This window comes from Tychonema sp. LEGE 07196 (genome assembly GCF_963890365.1).
Lineage (GTDB): Bacteria > Cyanobacteriota > Cyanobacteriia > Cyanobacteriales > Microcoleaceae > Microcoleus.
Map to the genome: position 1 here is coordinate 1 of NZ_CAWPRX010000143.1, position 18141 is coordinate 18141.

General features: G+C 47.8%; 8 protein-coding genes. 4 read left to right on the forward strand and 4 right to left on the reverse strand.

Features of this window, described 5'->3' with window-relative positions:
* Positions 1-426: 426 nt before the first annotated feature.
* Positions 427-2895: an EAL domain-containing protein gene (locus AACV78_RS16290; protein ID WP_339383681.1), complete on the reverse strand. Its 2469-nt coding sequence runs from the start codon at positions 2893-2895 to the stop codon at positions 427-429.
* A gap of 369 nt (positions 2896-3264) precedes the next feature.
* Here AACV78_RS16290 and dapB point away from each other — a divergent pair, with 369 nt between their 5' ends.
* From dapB to AACV78_RS16305, 3 genes are all read left to right on the forward strand, one after another.
* Positions 3265-4092 (forward strand): 4-hydroxy-tetrahydrodipicolinate reductase, encoded by an 828-nt coding sequence (dapB, locus tag AACV78_RS16295; protein ID WP_194008819.1) that lies wholly within the window; start codon positions 3265-3267, stop codon positions 4090-4092.
* Between the two features lie 521 nt (positions 4093-4613).
* The gene (locus AACV78_RS16300; RefSeq protein WP_194008777.1) at positions 4614-5321 is read left to right on the forward strand and encodes a phosphate ABC transporter permease; all 708 of its coding nucleotides are present in this window, start codon (positions 4614-4616) and stop codon (positions 5319-5321) included.
* Between the two features lie 225 nt (positions 5322-5546).
* A complete protein-coding gene (locus AACV78_RS16305) occupies positions 5547-5993 on the forward strand; it encodes a hypothetical protein (RefSeq protein WP_194008778.1) in 447 nt (148 codons plus the stop codon).
* Between the two features lie 298 nt (positions 5994-6291).
* Here the strand turns inward: AACV78_RS16305 and AACV78_RS16310 are convergent, their stop codons facing one another.
* From AACV78_RS16310 to AACV78_RS16320, 3 genes are all read right to left on the reverse strand, one after another.
* Positions 6292-6915: a precorrin-8X methylmutase gene (locus AACV78_RS16310; protein WP_194008779.1), complete on the reverse strand. Its 624-nt coding sequence runs from the start codon at positions 6913-6915 to the stop codon at positions 6292-6294.
* Between the two features lie 154 nt (positions 6916-7069).
* A complete protein-coding gene (locus tag AACV78_RS16315; protein WP_194008780.1) occupies positions 7070-7258 on the reverse strand; it encodes a hypothetical protein in 189 nt (62 codons plus the stop codon).
* A gap of 1 nt (position 7259) precedes the next feature.
* Positions 7260-8063 carry a TPM domain-containing protein gene (locus AACV78_RS16320; protein ID WP_194008781.1) on the reverse strand — a complete coding sequence of 268 codons (804 nt, stop codon included), beginning with the start codon at positions 8061-8063 and terminating at the stop codon, positions 7260-7262.
* 688 nt (positions 8064-8751) lie between these two features.
* On the opposite strand from AACV78_RS16320, the gene AACV78_RS16325 reads away from it, so the two are divergent.
* Complete coding sequence (locus AACV78_RS16325; RefSeq protein ID WP_194008782.1) at positions 8752-18072, forward strand: DNA/RNA non-specific endonuclease; 9321 nt, start codon at positions 8752-8754, stop codon at positions 18070-18072.
* Positions 18073-18141: the final 69 nt, after the last annotated feature.

Sequence of the window (18141 nt, forward strand, 5' to 3'; positions counted from 1 at the left end):
CGCGTGCCCATCCCACAAAAATCTTTTTTCTTGTGGGATGGGCACGCGAGCCCGTCCTAAAATTTGATTAAAAGGAATTTTGCAAGAGGTCTATTCAATATCTTGGGGTATGGAAAGATGACGCGATCGCCCTTTACGACTTTTTCACGGGCGAAGGTCGAGAACCCTCTTTCGATCGCTCCCAACACTACATGATTTCGTAAAGTTTTATGATAATTAAGCCACGTTTCCCACAAAACCAACCGTCATCGCACCTGATAGATCGATGAGGGTTCGCCTCAAAAGTGCGATCGGCTGCGAAAACAAGGCTTGCGGGCGACGGTATTGACCAACAACAAATAACCAACAACCAACAACCAACAACCAATAACCAATAACCAATAACCAACAACCAACAACCAACAACCAACAACCAATAACCAATAACTACCACTGCGGCTCAGAAGCCATCAAAGCAGTAGCAGCCTCGCTCGCTAAAGGCTTAGCAAAAAAATAACCCTGACCGTATTCGCAGCCGATCGCCCTTAACCGAGCTAATTGTGCCGCCGTCTCCACACCCTCAGCAATCACATCCATCCCCAAAGCGTGAGCCAGGGCCACAATCGTCCGCACGATCGCCACATTTTCCCCCTCGCTTTCGAGCTCCATCAGCCCCACAAACGACTTGTCAACCTTCAAAGTATCCGTAGGAAAACGACTCAAATAACTCAACGACGAATAACCAGTACCAAAATCATCAATTCCCAACTTGACATTAAGCGCTTTCATCTCCTTTAAAACCGCGATCGCCGACTCCACATCATCCATCACCACACTCTCAGTAATCTCCAACTTCAAACTCTGGGCACTCAAACCCGTTGTTCCCAAAATAGCCCGAATGCGATCGATCAAATCCGGCTGAGCAAACTGCTTCCCAGATAAATTTACACTCATAATCAAAGGTCGATCGAAATCAAACATTCCCTCCCACAGCCGCAACTGCCGGCAAGCCTCCTCCAACACCCACTCGCCCAGCGGCACAATCGCCCCCGTTTCCTCAGCCACCGGAATAAACTTAACCGGCGAAATCAAGCCCCGCTGCGGGTGCTGCCAGCGCACCAAAGCCTCAAACCCAATAATCCTGCCGCTGGCCAAAGACACAAACGGCTGGTAGTAAAGCAAAAACTCCCGACGTTTTACAGCCATCCGCAAATCCGTCTCCAACTGCAACCTCTCCAACGCCAAATCGTGCATCGCAGCATTAAACACCTGATACCTTCCCGTTCCCAAAGCCTTAGCGCGGTACATCGCCGTGTGAGCGTCCCGCAGCAAGTGTTCCGGCTGTTCCCGGGCGGCGATTGCGGGCTCGCCACCCACCGCAATCCCGATGCTAGCGGTGACAAACACTTCCTGGCCTCCGAGTTCAAAAGGCACAATTAAAGCTTGGTGAATGCGATCGGCCAAATCCACCGCACTCTGGGCATCAACATTCCTCACCAAAATTGCAAAATCGTCGCCCCCCACCCGCGCCACAGTATCCGCCATGCTGACACTCGCCTGCAACCGCACCACCACCGCCATCAGCAACTCATCCCCCACCAAATGACCCAAAGAATCATTAATCACCTTAAATCGGTCTAAATCCAAAAAAAGCACCGCAAAAAGAGAGCTGCGGTGGTTCCTAGTATTGACGATCGCCCGCCCCAAACACTCTACAAACAAATCCCGATTCGGCAAACCAGTCAGAGAGTCGTGAAAAGCATCGTAAAGCTTCCTGTAAGCGCTCAACCCCGCACCAGTCACCACCAAACCCACAGCCGGCGACACCAGCGGCACCCACCCACCCTCAGTAAAAATCAAAAAACTAATCCCCAACAGCCCCACCAAAGCCGCACCCACAACCAATCCCGCCCGCAATGGGTGGTGAATCCGCCAAGCCACCAGCCCGCCCAGCACCGCCCAAGCAGCGTTCCACAGAATTTCTGCCCATTCTGGCCACACCCAAAACACCGATCGCCCCTGCAAAACAGCAGTCAATATTTGGCTGAGCATTTGAGCGTGCAGCAACACCCCCGGCATTTTCGGATTTTGCTTTTTAACCGGGCTGTAGGGCGTGAGAAACACATCTCTGGTACTCGGTGCAGTCGTCCCGATCAGCACAATCTTGTCCTTTACCCAACTCGGATCAATTTCGCCCTTCAATACCTGCAGGATACTGACTTGTCGCGCCACCCCAACAGCAGAACGGTATTTGAGCAGAATTTGGTAGCCTCTAGCATCAAGATTTGCATAGCCACCGCTGTCAGATGCTAAAGGCACAAATTTTGCTTTCCCCCAGTTGATTTGATGGGGATTGACACGGCTATCTGTCGGCTGCACCTTGTCCTTGAGATACAGCGAAGCCACTTGCAAAGAAAACGAGGAAGCAGCAGTATTGTCGGGTTTCGCGACTGAGAGCAAATTGCGGCGCACCACGCCGTCAGCGTCGAGTACAAAGTCATTAAAACCCACCCGATCCGGCGGCATCCCCGGAGGGGCGGGCACTCCCCCACTGTCTGAATCGTTCAATTTAGTAATCGCCACCAGATTCGGCGCCTTGAGCTCCGCCAGCAATTCTTGGTGTCCGGGGGCTTGAGGCAAATCGCGGTACAAGTCCAAACCGATGACTTTTGGCTGGTACTTTTGGAGTTTTGTCAAGGTTTTGGCGATCGCCCCGTCGGAAATCGGAAACCTCCCCAGAGTTTGAATATCCGCCTCAGAAATTCCCACTATCAGCATCCGCGGATCTGGGCCCGCATCCGGCTCCAAGCGCACCAACGAGTCAAAAGTTCCCAATTCCAAGCTTTGATACCACCCCAACCGCCGAGCTCCCGTATTCAGCAGCGTTACAGTTGCGCCTGCCAACAAAGCAGGCAAAATCCTGACCCGCCGGCCTTGAGAACTCCGGTTCAGGCCAGTTGCCAGAGACAGTACAGAACAAAGATTTCGAGAAAATTTGGCAGTCACAGCAAACATATACGGGTGCAAATAAAGCTAACCACAAGTTTGTTCTTACAGAATTGAGCTTATTATGAGATTGAGTATAATTTTTTCAGAACTTGTGCCGAAACCGAGTTTATGTAAGCTAATTAATCGATTTGGCAAAGTATTTCTCGGATGGGAAACTGGGTTTCTGAGTATCTGCCGAAAAGTGCTGTCTGGGATTCCTCCGTTTCCCCAAGTTTCCCCAAGTTTCCACAAGCGTTAAAATTTAGTCGATCGAACTTTCTGGATATTTTTGAGATTATGGCCAATCAACTTCCGATTCCGGTGATTGTTAACGGTGCTGGCGGCAAGATGGGCCGCGAAGTAATTAAGGCGATCGCCAGTGCTAGCGACATGACCTTATTTGGCGCTGTAGACCGCTCTCCTGAGTCCCTCAACGCCGATGCGGGAGAATTAGCCGGGTGCGGCCCGTTAGAAGTTCCCATCACCGACGACTTGCAAGGAATGCTGGCTGCGGCCGCTCAGGAAAAGCAGTTAGGCGTGATGGTAGACTTTACGCACCCTTCGTCAGTTTACGAAAACGTGCGATCGGCTATTGCTTACGGTATACGGCCCGTAGTAGGCACTACCGGATTGAGTACCAAACAAATTCAAAACCTAGCCGAATTTGCCGACAAAGCCAGCATAGGTTGTTTGATTGTACCCAATTTCTCGATCGGCATGGTGCTGCTGCAACAAGCCGCCGTCACCGCATCTCAATACTTTGAACACGTAGAAATTATCGAACTCCACCACAATCAAAAAGCCGACGCTCCCAGCGGCACAGCCATCCAAACCGCCCAAATGCTAGCAGAAATGGGGAAAACGTTCAATCCCGCCCAAGTAGAAGAAACCGAAAAATTGCCCGGTGCCAGAGGCTCTTTAGCCGACGAAGGAATTCGGATTCACAGCATCCGTTTACCCGGTTTAATTGCCCACCAAGAAGTAATTTTTGGCGGCACCGGTCAAGTTTATACATTACGACACGATACGAGCGATCGCGCTTGTTATATGCCCGGAGTTTTATTATCAGTGCGAAAAATCATAGAATTGCGATCGCTCGTTTACGGATTAGAAAAAATCCTGTAATTAGTTATCAGTTGTTAGTTGTCAGTTGTCATTTGTCAGTTGTTAGTTGTTAGTTGTTAGTTGTTAGTTGTTAGTTGTCAGTTGTCAGTTGTTAGTTGTCAGTTGTTAGTTGTTAGTTGTCAGTTGTTAGTTATTATTAGTTTCGACAATCGCCTTAAACATTGGATGAATTTCCCTTGTTGCAAAGTCTAGAACCCCCTAAATCTCCCTTAAAAAGAGGAACTTCGATCGGAATTTTGTCCCCCCCTTAAGAAGGGGGGCTAGGGGGGATCGAGTTATTGTAGGGTAATTAACTTATTCCCTCTTCCCTCTTCCTGATGACATTGGACGGAAAGCTCAGCCGGGACACCACTAATAACCAATAACCAATAACAAATAACAAATAACCAATAACTTCTTCCTTCTTCCTTCTTCCCTCTTCCCTCTTCCCTCTTCCTTCTTCCCTCTTCCTTCTTCCCTCTTCCCTCTTCCTTCTTCCTTCTTCCTTCTTCCCTCTTCCTTCTTCCTTCTTCCTTCTTCCTATGCTAATTCCCTTAACCCGCGAAACATTTCAAGAACTAATTCCCGCCGTCGCCACCGGAGTGCAATACAAATATATGTGGGGAAAACCCCCCGACTTTCTCAGGCGAATGTTAATCTCAGCAGTCAGCGTAATTTTGGTGCTAGTCATCTATAGCTTCGTCGGTTCCGATATCGGGCCCCTAGTTTTAATTACCGGATTAATCACCAGTTTGTACTGGCTGTGGGGGCCAATCTTGTGGGCAAGTTTGCGGAATGCAGAATGCCGCAAACATAAATATTGTGGTTTTTGGCAAGGACGAATTTTGGATATTTATATCACAGATGAAGTCACAAGTCAAGAAGAAACAGTCAATCAAAAAGGACAACTCGTAATAATCGACAACCTCGAACCCCGAATCAACTTAGAAATTGGTGACAAAACCGGATTTACTACCACACTGCGAGCTCCCTTACGCAAAGAACATCAGGGAATTGTTCCCGGCCAAGCAGCATTAATGTTAATCATGTCAGATATAGAAGACTTGGGTACAATTGCCAAAGTTTCAGACATTTACATTCCCAGCCGCGACGTTTGGGTAAGCGACTATCCTTATTTACGCAGAGATTTGTTTGTAGAAATGAGCCAGCAAATTAAAAAAGGTAGAAAAAAAGGGCGGGATACCAACAATCAAAACAGAGAAGTCAAAAGACGAACCGCCGATTATTAAACAACAAATTCCCCAACCCCAGCCACCCAGAAACCGGGTTTTTCTCCCAAACATTAACCACCAACCCTAAACCTCCATAAAAACCCGGTTTCTTCAACCCCAGCCACTCACCCAGAAACCGGGTTTTTACTCCGAAAACCTGTAGTCTCTCTCGCTGATAGCTGAGGCCAGATTGCGGCTTTAAATCCCGAGGAATTAGAGTATCTAGAAAGTCAGACAATTGAGATGCCGCCGCGCACTGTAGAGTATACTCGATTGCCGATCGATCTGGAAAATCGGCAAAATACGATCGCCATTAACGCCCAAAATTACCAAAAAAAATTAGATCGAATAAGTCTTGACATCAAGTCTCAAAAAATTTATAATGATAGTGATGCCGATTTGAGCTTCGTAGAATTATTCAGCAAAGAAACTTGCCCGCAGTTCAGCGAACAAATCAAATTTGACCTAGGCTATTTCAAACACGGCACCGGCTTGCTAGACAAGACGATGGAAGCAATTAGGGGCGTAGTGGCTATAGAAGAAGCCTATCGCGACGCAAAATTAGAAGCAACAATTCAAATAGTAGGTTTTGGTTTAGGAGTTGTGGGCGTAGTGGCTAGCGGCGCGCCTTATTTGATCGAACAAGACCCGCCCGATCGCAAATTTTACATACCATTAAGCAATACATAAATTCCTCCTTTTGTGATGGTATTGTTAATCAGTTTCGGTGCGGGAATTGGTGTATGGTTGGTGATTTGGTTGGGCGCAAAATTGAATAATCTACCAGGAAAAATCAAGCAGCGACTGGCTTGGAGGTAATAAATCTAATAGCAATTAGGCATCAACATCGAAGAAACCAGTCAGGGGTTGAAAACCCCTGTCTCATGGCGCAAGTCCTGTGAAAAAAAACTGAATATTGATCGATTTCTAGGCAGATTTTTGGGTAATGACAAGGGCTTGACACTGGGAATTAGTTAATTGTCAACTCTCAACTGTTCCCCTCTTGGCCGTAGGCTTGCCAAGCCAAATCCACCAACCCGTTCATAATCGCCACAGCCACCACCGCCGAACCCTTGCGCCCCTCAATCCGAATGTGAGGAACCATCGAATCGTTCAGTCGCGACTTCGCCACATCAACCCCCACAAACCCTGAAGGAGTCCCAATCACCAAAGCCGGTCGAATTTCCTCAGCCTCAATCAAATCGACGAGGGCCGACAAAGCAGTTTGAGCCTGGCCCACCACAAAAATCCCTTCAGGATAGCGTTTAGCCAAAGTTTCAATCCCCCAAGCCGCCCGCGTCTTTTCCTTTTGAGGGCGCGTCAAAGCCTCCATCGAACAATAAACCGGATTAGCAAAGGTACTTTGAATTTGTGGCGTAATGCCCACCTGCACCATCGGCACATCTACTACGATCGTAGTTCGAGCAGCCAAAGCCGCCGCCCCGGCTTGCAAAGCCTGATCGGAGAAACTAATTAAAGACTTGTACTCAAAATCAGCAGTCGCATAGATCACGCGCCGGACTATTTCGTACTCCGCCGCTGAAAAACCGTGGTCGCCAATTTCGCTATCGATTAATCCCAGACTCTGGGCATCGCTTACGTGCCATTCCATTTGTTGGATAGCTGTCGCCTGTGAATTATCAAGTATCAGCTTACCAGCTTTTTGTCAGTTGTCAGTTGATTGTTGACTGTTGACGGTTGACTGTTGACGGTTGACGATTGACTGTTGACTAACTAAGAGGGCGGGCACGCACCATCCACCGCCCCTACCAACTGCCAACTGCCAACTGCCAACTGCCAACTGCCAACTGCCAACTGCCAACTGCCAACTGCCAACTGCCAACTGCCAACTGCCAACCGTCAACTGCCAACTGCCAACTGCCAACTGCCAACTGCCAACTGCCAACCGTCAACTGCCAACTGCCAACTGCCAACTGCCAACTGCCAACTGCCAAACTAATTTTCCTCAGAAGGAGACTTGCCCAAAACCGGAGTTAAGAATGCTACCAAAGCCCCGATCGCAAAACCGGCCACATTTCGAGTCAAAGGCAACCAGTCAGAAGTCCGAGTCACCACAGGCCCAATTCCGAAAGCCAAAAACAGAATCCCCCACAGCGGCGAAAAAATCAGCGCCCACTGCCAAGCCACAAGCTGTCCGGGTTTCCGGGGCTGAGCGGCAAACCCGCAGATCACCCCGCCGAGCACCGATGAAATTAATGTCAGAACCCACTGTTCCCTCGGCAAACCGGGAACCACACGACATCCCCCCTGACGCAAACAGCCTTGTATCGACTCTAAAGATTCAATGATCGATCGATCTTCGCCATTCTCCCGGACAAAAAACTGATTGCCGTAGCGAGTTTGCAGTTCTACCCAAAAACTGCGCGGCAGCAGCGGATACAGCGAGTCGCCCACATTAAAATTGAGCAAATTGCCACCTCGGGGGTCAGCAACTAGCAACACGCTTTTGCTATCCAAGCCCCAATAACTTTTGACGGCTAAACCGGGCGTGCGATCGTACTGAGTCAGCACTCGCAGCTTCCAGCCGGTTTCGGCTTCAAAGGCATATAAACTTTTTGCCAAATCCTCTTCTTCAATATCCGTAAGGGCTTTAGCTAGGTCAATGATTGGTGTCTGAATTTCTGGCAACAAATCGGGATTGTTGAAAGCGTGGGCCGCAGGTGCGATCGTCCACAGGGACAAAGCCAGGAAAAAGGCAGCAGCAGAGGCTAGAAATTTGCGGGGGAAAAGCTGTGACATAGGAATTTCTAATTCAGGTATCAATGGTAGCTGGCGGTCTTAACCAAGGGATAAGAGAAAACTAATATTTCTTTACAATTATTTACTTTACAGGAAGGCGAGAGCAAGGGGAAGAGTTGGGGGAAGAAAGTTTGCGATCGGGGAAGGGGCTGACAATTAACTGTAGAGGCGCGATCGCGATCGGGGGCCAACGGTCGTTAAACAAGAGCTCGATTTCCTGACGGGGCGAGTATCTTGGGTTGTCCGTCTCGTTCTATTTTCATCTAAGGTGCGATCGCAGTTCCGTTAATCGATCGGGACTTACGCATCGGGGCCCGTGCGAAACCGGGTTTTTTTACGAGAATACTTCACGGAGAGCAGCAGATGAGGTAAAAAACCCGGTTTCTTTGGTACGAGTGCGTCCAGGATTAATAATACTTGAAGCCGATCGTAACAGAGAGAGACCGTATGTGCGATCGGTTATTTAAGTATTTTCCTGCCTCAAAAAACTTACCTTCATAAAAATTCAGCATAAACACAAAAACTCTCAGTAAATATACGGGAAATCAAACAGACTAGCAACACCCAAAAAAAATCTGAAATTCTGTATTTTCCCGAATATATTTATAATCGAGTCTAGCCGATAATGATGAGTAACCGCTGAAGAATTATTTGAAAGAAATTAACCATTTCTCAAGGAGTGTCCAGAGTGCCTTTAACCGACCCGATTAAAGAACCTTTAACAGAAGTGGAATCCTTAATTCCCGGACTTGCCCCAACTTTCGCCCCACAACTGCCTGGAATTCAGACTAACAAAACCTTATTATATCAAACTCCCGGCTCTTCTGAAAACTCCGAACAACCTAACTTAATAGAAACCGCAAAGCCGCCACAATCCGAATTCAGTCGAGCCGAAACCGATGCTTTTATTACTAACAAAGCCTCCGATATTCACAGCATACCTTCTGCTACCATCAGCGAGCTCAGAACTAACAGCAACCCCAGAGATACAGCAAATTCTGAAATTGACCCCCTAATTGGCAAATTCGACTCAGACTCAGGAGATTCCCTGACCAACCCGAATCCAATAACCTCACCCGTTATAACTACATCCACAACGAGCGAAAAAGCTTCGGACAAAACACCATTACCCGCAACCCCTGAAACAAGTTCAAAACCCGAAGATATAAAAACACCCTTATCCTCAGAAGCTACACTCTTCTTCGAGTCAGAACCCAACAAAACATCACCTGCAACTGCATCAACCATAATACCAGATCGCAGTACAACTTCATCAGAAAAATCCGATCCAATTGCAGTAACAAATTTAACCGAAACTATTGCCGCTAGCCCAAACATACCCTCGACTGATAAAACCCCTACAGACAAACAGTCCCCAGTTGCCACACTTGACGACAAAATAGACTCCGATAAAACAGCTCCAATTCCTTCAACTTCCGAAACAAAAAACTCAGAAAAACAGCTTCCAGTTGCCGAAGCTAGCACCCTGATAGACTCAGACAAACAATCCCCAACAGTCGATGCAATACAGACCGAAAAACCCACCTCAGATTCTCAAGAACCGCCGACAACACAGCCCCCAACAGCCTCATTAATTCCCGCCCCATCTAACCCTGTTTTATCTGACACTAATATCAGCGCCGAAGTCAAATCAACCGATTCAACAAACCCAGTACAAACTGCCAGTCAAGCTTTAGCTGACAAACAGAATGATTCCGAAAAAGTTGACCCATTAAAAACCGAACCTGCTGCCATACCAAAAACAGCAGCCAGTGAAAATGTAGCGGTGACGACAGCGACAGCAGTTCAAACCCCAGAAAAATCTCCCAACAATACTGACTCAGTTTCGGAAAATAAACAGCCAGTTAAAACAGAATCTCTTGTCAGCGAATCAGTAGGGGCTGAATCAATAAAAACAGACAAAAGTGCAACTACAAGCATTTCTCAACACCCCGCAGAAACAGAGTCAGTTATCGCTCCACTTGCGGAAGATTCTCCTCCAAAAACAGACTTAATCAGCTCTAATGTTGGCGAACAATCACCCAAAAAAACCAACTCCAACGTTTCTAGCGCCGCCGAACAATTGCCAACAAAAAACGATTCGATTATTCCCACAGAAATCGATTCGGGTACGGTGGAAAATGAGACCGCTTTCCCTGAAATAACAGCAGAATTAGAAAGCGAACAATTGCCGACAAAAACCGATTTGCTAGAGCCAGCAGAATTCACTGCTGGTACAATCGAACGGGACATTACTGTTTCCTTCACAGCAGCGGAATTAGAAACCGAGAAAAGCCCAGCACTTTTCTCAACTCCATTAGAGACAGCAGCAGTTACGACACAGATAACTGAAGCCGAAGTCGAAACAACCGTTGCACCCTCAACTCTTAAATCCCCACCCGAACCAAATTCAAACAATTATAATAGCAATTCAACTCCCACAGAAACTGTCGCTGTTCTACCTGCGGATTCTGATACTGAAATTGCGCCGGAATCCGCAGATATAACCAGCGGTTTGCTAGCGTCAGCAACCGAAAAATCTGCTCAACTTTCAGACAATATTGCAGACACTCAATCTTATTCCACACAGAGTACCGGCAACTTCCAAACCAATACCAATCCCCAGATAAATCTATCCATAACATCAGCAGCCAACTCACCAATCCCCGGTACTTTCCTTGTAGATAACCAAGGAAAAGTCAGATTCGACTATGTATTTGACGGCGGCGGCTACGAAGGCGAACTCGGCATTTTCAGCCTCACCGGGATGTCCGCATTTATACCCGGAACTCCAGAATTCATTGCCGAAGCATCCCGCAGAGTTTTAAGCAATTCCACAAACGGACACATTGTCATCAGCGACGCTACAGAAGGGGCAAAATTCACTGGTGCGATGCCGTTCGACGGGGACTGGGGCAGCGGCGAATATCAGGGTATAAAAACTTTCAATATGACTCCGGGCGATACCTTTGCCGTCATGTTAGTCCCCAACGGTACAGTACAGTCATCGCTCCAATCTTCGTGTTCGGAAAATTTGTTTCCCGAAAACCGCCCCTTATTCAGTATCGCCACAGCCAATCCCAACGATACATCTTACGTGTTGCAGGTCGCCGATGTAACCGGCACCGGCAACACCTTCGCCCTCGAAGATATGTCGGCAGCGAACTCGGACAGCGACTACAACGACCTAATCTTTAAAATTAGCGGCGCGATAGGAAACGCACCGCTGCTGGATACAGTCATCAACCCTGACAGAGAGTGGCGCAATACGACTCTGGGACAACAATTGCTCGCCCAAGCCAATCCCCCGAATTCTGACAACAATCCGCCCGTTGTTTCACCGACAAGCGCTCGGACTTACACAGAATTAGAGACAACTATTTCATTAGACAATCTTGCCACAGATGCAGAAGGCGACCCTCTGACAATTAGCGTCCAGGGTCCAGTTAACGGCACGGTAATTTTCAATCCCTTAACTAACAAAGCATCGTTTAAGCCCGAACCCGGTTTCTCCGGTATTGCCAGCTTTGATTTCCTTGCCAGCGACGCTTTTGGGAGTTCAACTCCCGCGCGAGTCACAGTCAACGTCAGCGACGTTCCCCTGCTGAATCTAGATTTTGTGAAGCGAAATCCGCTCCTCAATGCAGGAGAAAATACGGAATTGATTGTGCTGGGAGATTTTGCCGACCAAAAAGGTGTAGTGCTGCCAGATTCTTATTTAACTTACACTTCAATAAATCCAGAAGTAGCACCAATTGATCCAACGGGTAAAGTGACAGGTTTAACCAACGGTACTTCGATTTTGAGCGCGAGTCGAAATAACCTACAAGCAGTCACCCCAATCCGAATTGGGACGATGCCAGCACCGACAACAGACGCTCAACTGCATCAGATACTAGCCGAAATGTATGGACTAGACCCATACCCAGATGCCGTCTCCCTGACACCCGGTTCAACACGGAAACTCTCCCTCGGCTTAAACTCCAACTTTACCGAAGCCAACCTAACCGCAGCCAGCACAGGTACACGCTACTTTAGCAACAACAGCAACATCCTAAACGTCAGTCCCGACGGCACCATTACAGCAGTCGGCATTGGCGATGCCACCGTCACAGCCATTCACGGCATCGCATCCGCCACCATTCCAGTTCGAGTCGAAGTACCGAAAATCGGCACGACTGCCTTGGGAACCGACGGTGGCATCATCAACTCAAACGACGGAACCCTAGCAGTCATGATACCTCCGGGTGCTCTAGAACAGAATACAACCGTCAGCATTGCCCCAGTCAACCAACAAAACTTGTCCCTACCGCTACCACCGGGATTTGAATTTGCAGGAGCCTTCAACTTAAACTTTGGCGATAACTCCCTGAATATACCCGCCCAGTTAGCAATACCAGCACCCGAAGGATTAGCACCTGGAACTGTGGCATACTTCCTGCGAAAAGGAGCAATTCCTGACGCAACCGGCACTTGGAATCCGATTTGGCTGCAAGAAGAATCAGGCATAGTCGGGGATGACGGCAACATTCGCACCCAGTCTCCTCCCTATCCAGGTGTGGTCAGACCAGGCGAATACGCAGTAGTCTACTCCAGTCCCACAGGCAGCGCTACCTTAGTCAAAGGTCAGCTTACCCTCAACTACAACTTCCCCCTAGCATTTTTTGGCATCATTGACCCCCAGGGAAATCTCGGTCAGTTAATAGACCCGGACAAATTCGTTACCACTCCAGCCTTTACCGTAACTCGCGACATATCTTCAGTGCAGGTGGTAGCAATCCCCAAGGTGGGACTGCCGGTGGTAACAGAGGTAGGCGTGCAGCGAAACGACGACGGCACTGCCACATTTAAGGCAGCTTTGAATATGCCAGCCCCAACTACCTCTGACCCCACAACACCTCCTGTCCTCCAAAAAGCTGAGCTGAAATTCAAGGATGATTCCGGTCAACCATTTGAGAACAATGAGCCCCTCTTATTTCTGACCGGGGGCAACATTCTGGTCAACAACGCCAGCGACTCCAAAGGCAGTAAGTTTGAAGATTTGACAGTTAAATTCTATGCAGGCAACTCTATGTATGAGGGGACTGTAGTACCGACACGCAGCCGCTCTCTTGGAGGCAATCAGTATGAAGTAGCAGTTAAAGTGCCTGATACAGTAGTGCTGGGCGCTTCAGGCGTCGTGCTGGAGAGGAAGCAGAACCAGATCGTCGATCAAAAAGGCACAACACCAGTCTACAAAGAAATCCAGTACGATAGCAATCCAATTCGGCTGCCACAGGGGGCAGAGTACGTCTTTGCAGCCTTGGGCGGTTCTGACCGAGTAGCGGTTCTCAATGGTAAAAACCCCGAATCAGTAGTTGATACTACAAACAGCAAAGACTTGTTGTTGGCTCAAATTCCTGTGGGGACTAGCAGTGTCACAGATTGGGCAGAATCAACAGCCGTGACTAGCGACGGAAATCGCGTTTACGCAACCTTGAGGAATTCAGGTCAAGTGGCATTGGTCGATCCAATGGTACTGCGACAGGTAGATACTCAGCCAAATACCCCAGGCGTCAATCCCATTGTCCTGCCGGCGGGCGCTAGACCCAAGTCAATAGTCATCAGTCCTAGAGACGATTATGCTTACATTGGCGACTTGAATCAAGCGAAAATTTACGTCCTTGACATCAACCCTAACTCGGCAACTTATCACAAAGTAGTTGAGACTATTAACGTCACTTCACCATTAGGATTGAGTCAGTTGGCAATTAGTAGTGATGGGCGGCGGCTGTTCGGCACGGGTTCTGATAATAATGAGCAAGTGCCTAATCGTCGGATTTATGCAATCAATATTGACTCGAAGGATCGACCGAAGGATGAGAATTCCAATCCTCGTAAGTGGCATCAACAAATCGGAGTTATTCATACTATTTCGGAGACCGAGGGAATAGCAGCTACGAATGATCCGACGAAAATGGTGTTCACGAACGGATTGAATCTGATTAATACTGACCAGAATGACGGGCCTGGTTTTGGGGTGTTGGAAATTACTTCGGACGATCCTCTTAACTTTACTGCTTCTGTGAGTTATGCCCCTTTAAGTTTGGGTTTTCCTACTGATTATTTTGATGTGAATGAGGGGGTATCTGTCACTGTAACGCGGGATGGGCGGTATGGGTTTGTGGCTGGTCGCAATTCTGGAAGTCTTGGCCCTTCTGCAGATGTGCGTTCTGGGGGAAATATTGGGATTATTAAAGACCCCTTGGGGCCAAATCCTCAATTAATCGGTGCTACCAGACCGATTCCAGAGGCTCTTACTAACGATTTAGTGCTTTCTAATGACAACAAATACCTTTATGGCTCTTATCCTTCTCTGACTGGTAGCGGGAGCGTTTATGCTTTCGATGTTGAGGAAATGATTAAAACTCTGGACAATCCCGGTCAATTCAAAATTGATAGTCTTGACAGGGGTGTTAAGTCTCCTTTCTTCAATGCTACTACGGCGAGGTCTGTGACTGCTGCTGATTTCACAAGGGTTCCTATTGATGATATCAATCCGGCGGTTAGTATTGCTGCTGACTATGGGATTCTTCAGGAGAACCGACCTGCTAATCAGTTTACTTATGGGGTGCCGTTGGGTACAACACGCGCACCAGTCGGTACTGGAGGCAATTTACGGGATTTGAGTTCTGCACCGACTGATTGGCTAAATTTGAAGGGGCCTGGTGCAACTACAAATGACCTGACTCCTACTTTTCAATGGCAGTTTGCTCCGGGTTGGGAGGATGTGAAAGAGGTCAATCTTTTTGTCAGTACCTTCGATAAAGGGGAGGGTTTGTTGCCAGAGGATAGATGGGAGGATCTCGCCAATATCCAAAATCCAAACTTCAATAATCTCAGCCCACAGCAGCAGCAAAACTTGCTAGCAAAATGGAACTCCCAGTTCGGCACTTTAGACTATAACCCCAACCGCATCCTGACAGCGACTTGGAAGCCCGGTCAAGGCTGGGTGGGGCTTGGTGGTCTACCCCTTGACCCTTCAAACACCAATACCCAGTTCACGCTGCCCGATAATCGGACTCTGACGGCTGGTCAGACTTATCATTGGGCTGTTGAAGCTTTGAGCAAGGATGGAAAGCGAAATCTTGATGTTGGGCAGTTCAAAACATCGCCACCGCCTGCTCTCAACGGCAACAGCACTTTCAGCAGCGTCACTGTACTGACCCACGGTTTTAAGCCTCCGGTCATTACCGCACCAGGGATTCCCAGCGAATTCTACAAAATGGCTGACAGCATTGCTACTACTGGGGGTGAAGGATTGCTCATGCGCTACGACTCGCCCACAGGTAACTGGGTTCCGGTCGATAAATACGGGCAAGTCTTGGGTGATTTCTTTAGTAATTTAACTTATTTTCCTAATGGTTTTGACCAAGCCGCTCCCAGTTATCGTACTGCTTTGTCGAGCTATATAGCTCCCTACCTCCAAAGCAACAAACCATTAGTGCTTCTGCCTGACTGGTCTCAAAATAATGAGTCAGCTATTCCCGATTCTGGCTTCACGGAGGCAGCAGCAGATAGTTTCTTTGCCTCGCTGGTGCAGCTAGATCAATCGCTAGGAGGTGGTGCTAACTTCGACAGCCAAGGGAATTTTGTTCGCTCTCAGGGGGCAATTTTCAATTCGCCACTGCACTTTGTTGGCTTCAGTCGGGGGGCTGTGGTCAATAGCGAAATCATTCAGCGTGTAGGGACTTACTTCCCTCTAGCTGGCGGGAAGGAGAATTCTCTGTTTCGCGACCTCCAGATGACTACATTAGATCCTCATGATTTTGACCAACCAAGTTTTTCGGTACAGTTACCATTTCTAGGAGAAGCGGGATTTGCAGACTTCCGCGAACCGAAGGTTCAGGTTTGGAAGAATGTGACTTTTGCGGACAACTACTACCAAACGGTGCCCAGGCTAGACCAAGGCATTCCACAAATTCCTACGCTGACACCTGCGGGTCGAGACATTCCCAATTTGAGCGGGCCCGATGCTCTGCGAACAGAGATTAGAGCAGGTCTCAAATTTCCCAGAAACAGTGCGGGGGAACTTCTAGGGAAGCCTGACGAAACGGTTTTCTTGGGTACTCGACGCAATGCTGATGGTTATGAAAATAGTTTACCTGGGTTTACCAGAGACGATCTCGCTGGGGGAACGCACGGGAGAGTCCTGACGTGGTATGCGGGGACTGCTGACCTGGGACTAACTGAGTATCGCCAAAATTCTTCTAGTACGCAACCTGTTGACCCGATCTCGCGGCGTCGGGGTGATGGGCATTACGAGCAACTGTTTGACAGAGACTTTTCTTTCAGTGGAAGTCCTCAAGACCCTCGTGTCAACCCCTGGTACACGCCTAAATATAGCGGGCAACCTAACTTTTCTCTGGGTGCTGCTAATGCTCCCAATGAGGGTATTGGTACTGGTTGGTTCTATTCTGTTCTTGGAGGTGGGTTGACTAAAGATCCCAATACGGGTGCGATTACTAATTTGCGACCGACTAATACTCTGGAGCGCGTGCCTCTGTATTTTGACAATACAGCGGAAAGGCGGATGCGGGGTGATTTTGCGGTTCCTACTCTTTTTGGTGGCAATTTTGATGCTGTTTTTAATCCGGGTAGTTTGTTCCGAAATGCGATTTCTGATGCGATTCCGGGCTGGTCTTTTCACGGCGGTACGTCAAATATTGCGTCGCCGACAAGTAGGTTGGTTGATTGGAGGGATATTCCCGCACTTAACGAACCTCGTACCATCAAGAATGAGAAGGGAGCTAACTTATCACTAAATTACCTGGAACAGTTGGGCATTACTGAACCTAACAATGCCTTGAAATTAACATCGGGAGATAGCATCACACACAATCGCTTTGTCGTGCCTGACTGGGGAACATTACGTTTTAACCTTCATGTTCCTCAACTCACTAACGGAGAACTTAAGGTCTCTATCAAAGGAGATGCACCAGGGTACGACGAATATCAACCTATTGGAGTTATTGTTCTAAGTGCAGCAGAAAATAAAAATTCCAGCTCACAAACTTCTTACCCCTCAGATCGATTCAGGATTGGCTTTGGTACTACAGGATTTGAAACATTTCATATAGATGAGATACCCCAAGACCTGCGAGGAAAATCAGCTACACTAAAGTTTGAATTAAATGGTGGTGAAGTTTTCTTAGATGATGTCTTCTTTAAAAGCACTCACCTCAAATTCGGTAATCCTGCTTACAATGGAGAAGAAGCTCGCCGTGACCCTGCCCAACAAAACAACTACCTATTAGAGAAGCCACAATATACAGTGTCTTACGATAACAACTCTAAAAATCCCAAATGGGTAACTTGGCAATTAAACCGTTCCTGGCTGGGTGAGTTAACAAGAAGCGGTGTATTCAAGTCCGATGAAACCTTACCTATTCCTTTTAGTCCGCTAGTTACAAGTGAGGATTACAAAGGCTATCCAAACAACCTCTACGACCGCGGTCACATGGCAACTTCCGAACAACGAAACCGAGATAAGAAGGATATGTTGTCTACATTTCTTATGACGAATGCACTTCCGCAATACCCTGGAAATAATGTTAGTAGTACCGCGTGGCGAAACCTTGAAGAATATTGCTACCAGTTAGCATTAGAAGGTAAAGAACTTTACATTACTGCTGGTGGATATGGAACATTAGGAACAATTAACGATAAAATGATCAATGTTCCTGATTATACTTGGAAAAATATCTTGGTCTTGGATCACCCGGGTTTAGGCATAAATGATATCACAGCAGCCAACACAAATGTTATCTCTGTAATAACGCCTAATAGACCAGCACCAACCGATTTTTCGACCCCAATACCGCATCCGCTAAATGGTTTGTTGCCATCGTCGGAACATCGTTCTCCTATAACAAGCTTGGCTCAGTGGAGAGATTGGCAAACCTGGACTGTTACGACTGTCGATCTTAAACGTCTTACCGGTCTTGACCTTCTATCCAATCTTGACTAGCTCTTGTGCAGACACTTAGGAGCTAAGTGGAAATAGATTCATTACTTGGTATGGCACAAGAGCATTGTG

What these genes read in the sequence shown, in the direction of transcription:
- AACV78_RS16310 (WP_194008779.1), bottom strand. Translation starts at nt 6,915, where the DNA reads ATGGAATGGCACGTAAGCGATGCCCAGAGTCTGGGATTAATCGATAGC.
- AACV78_RS16305 (WP_194008778.1), top strand. Translation starts at nt 5,547, where the DNA reads ATGCCGCCGCGCACTGTAGAGTATACTCGATTGCCGATCGATCTGGAA.
- AACV78_RS16320 (WP_194008781.1), bottom strand. Translation starts at nt 8,063, where the DNA reads ATGTCACAGCTTTTCCCCCGCAAATTTCTAGCCTCTGCTGCTGCCTTT.
- AACV78_RS16300 (WP_194008777.1), top strand. Translation starts at nt 4,614, where the DNA reads ATGCTAATTCCCTTAACCCGCGAAACATTTCAAGAACTAATTCCCGCC.
- dapB (WP_194008819.1), top strand. Translation starts at nt 3,265, where the DNA reads ATGGCCAATCAACTTCCGATTCCGGTGATTGTTAACGGTGCTGGCGGC.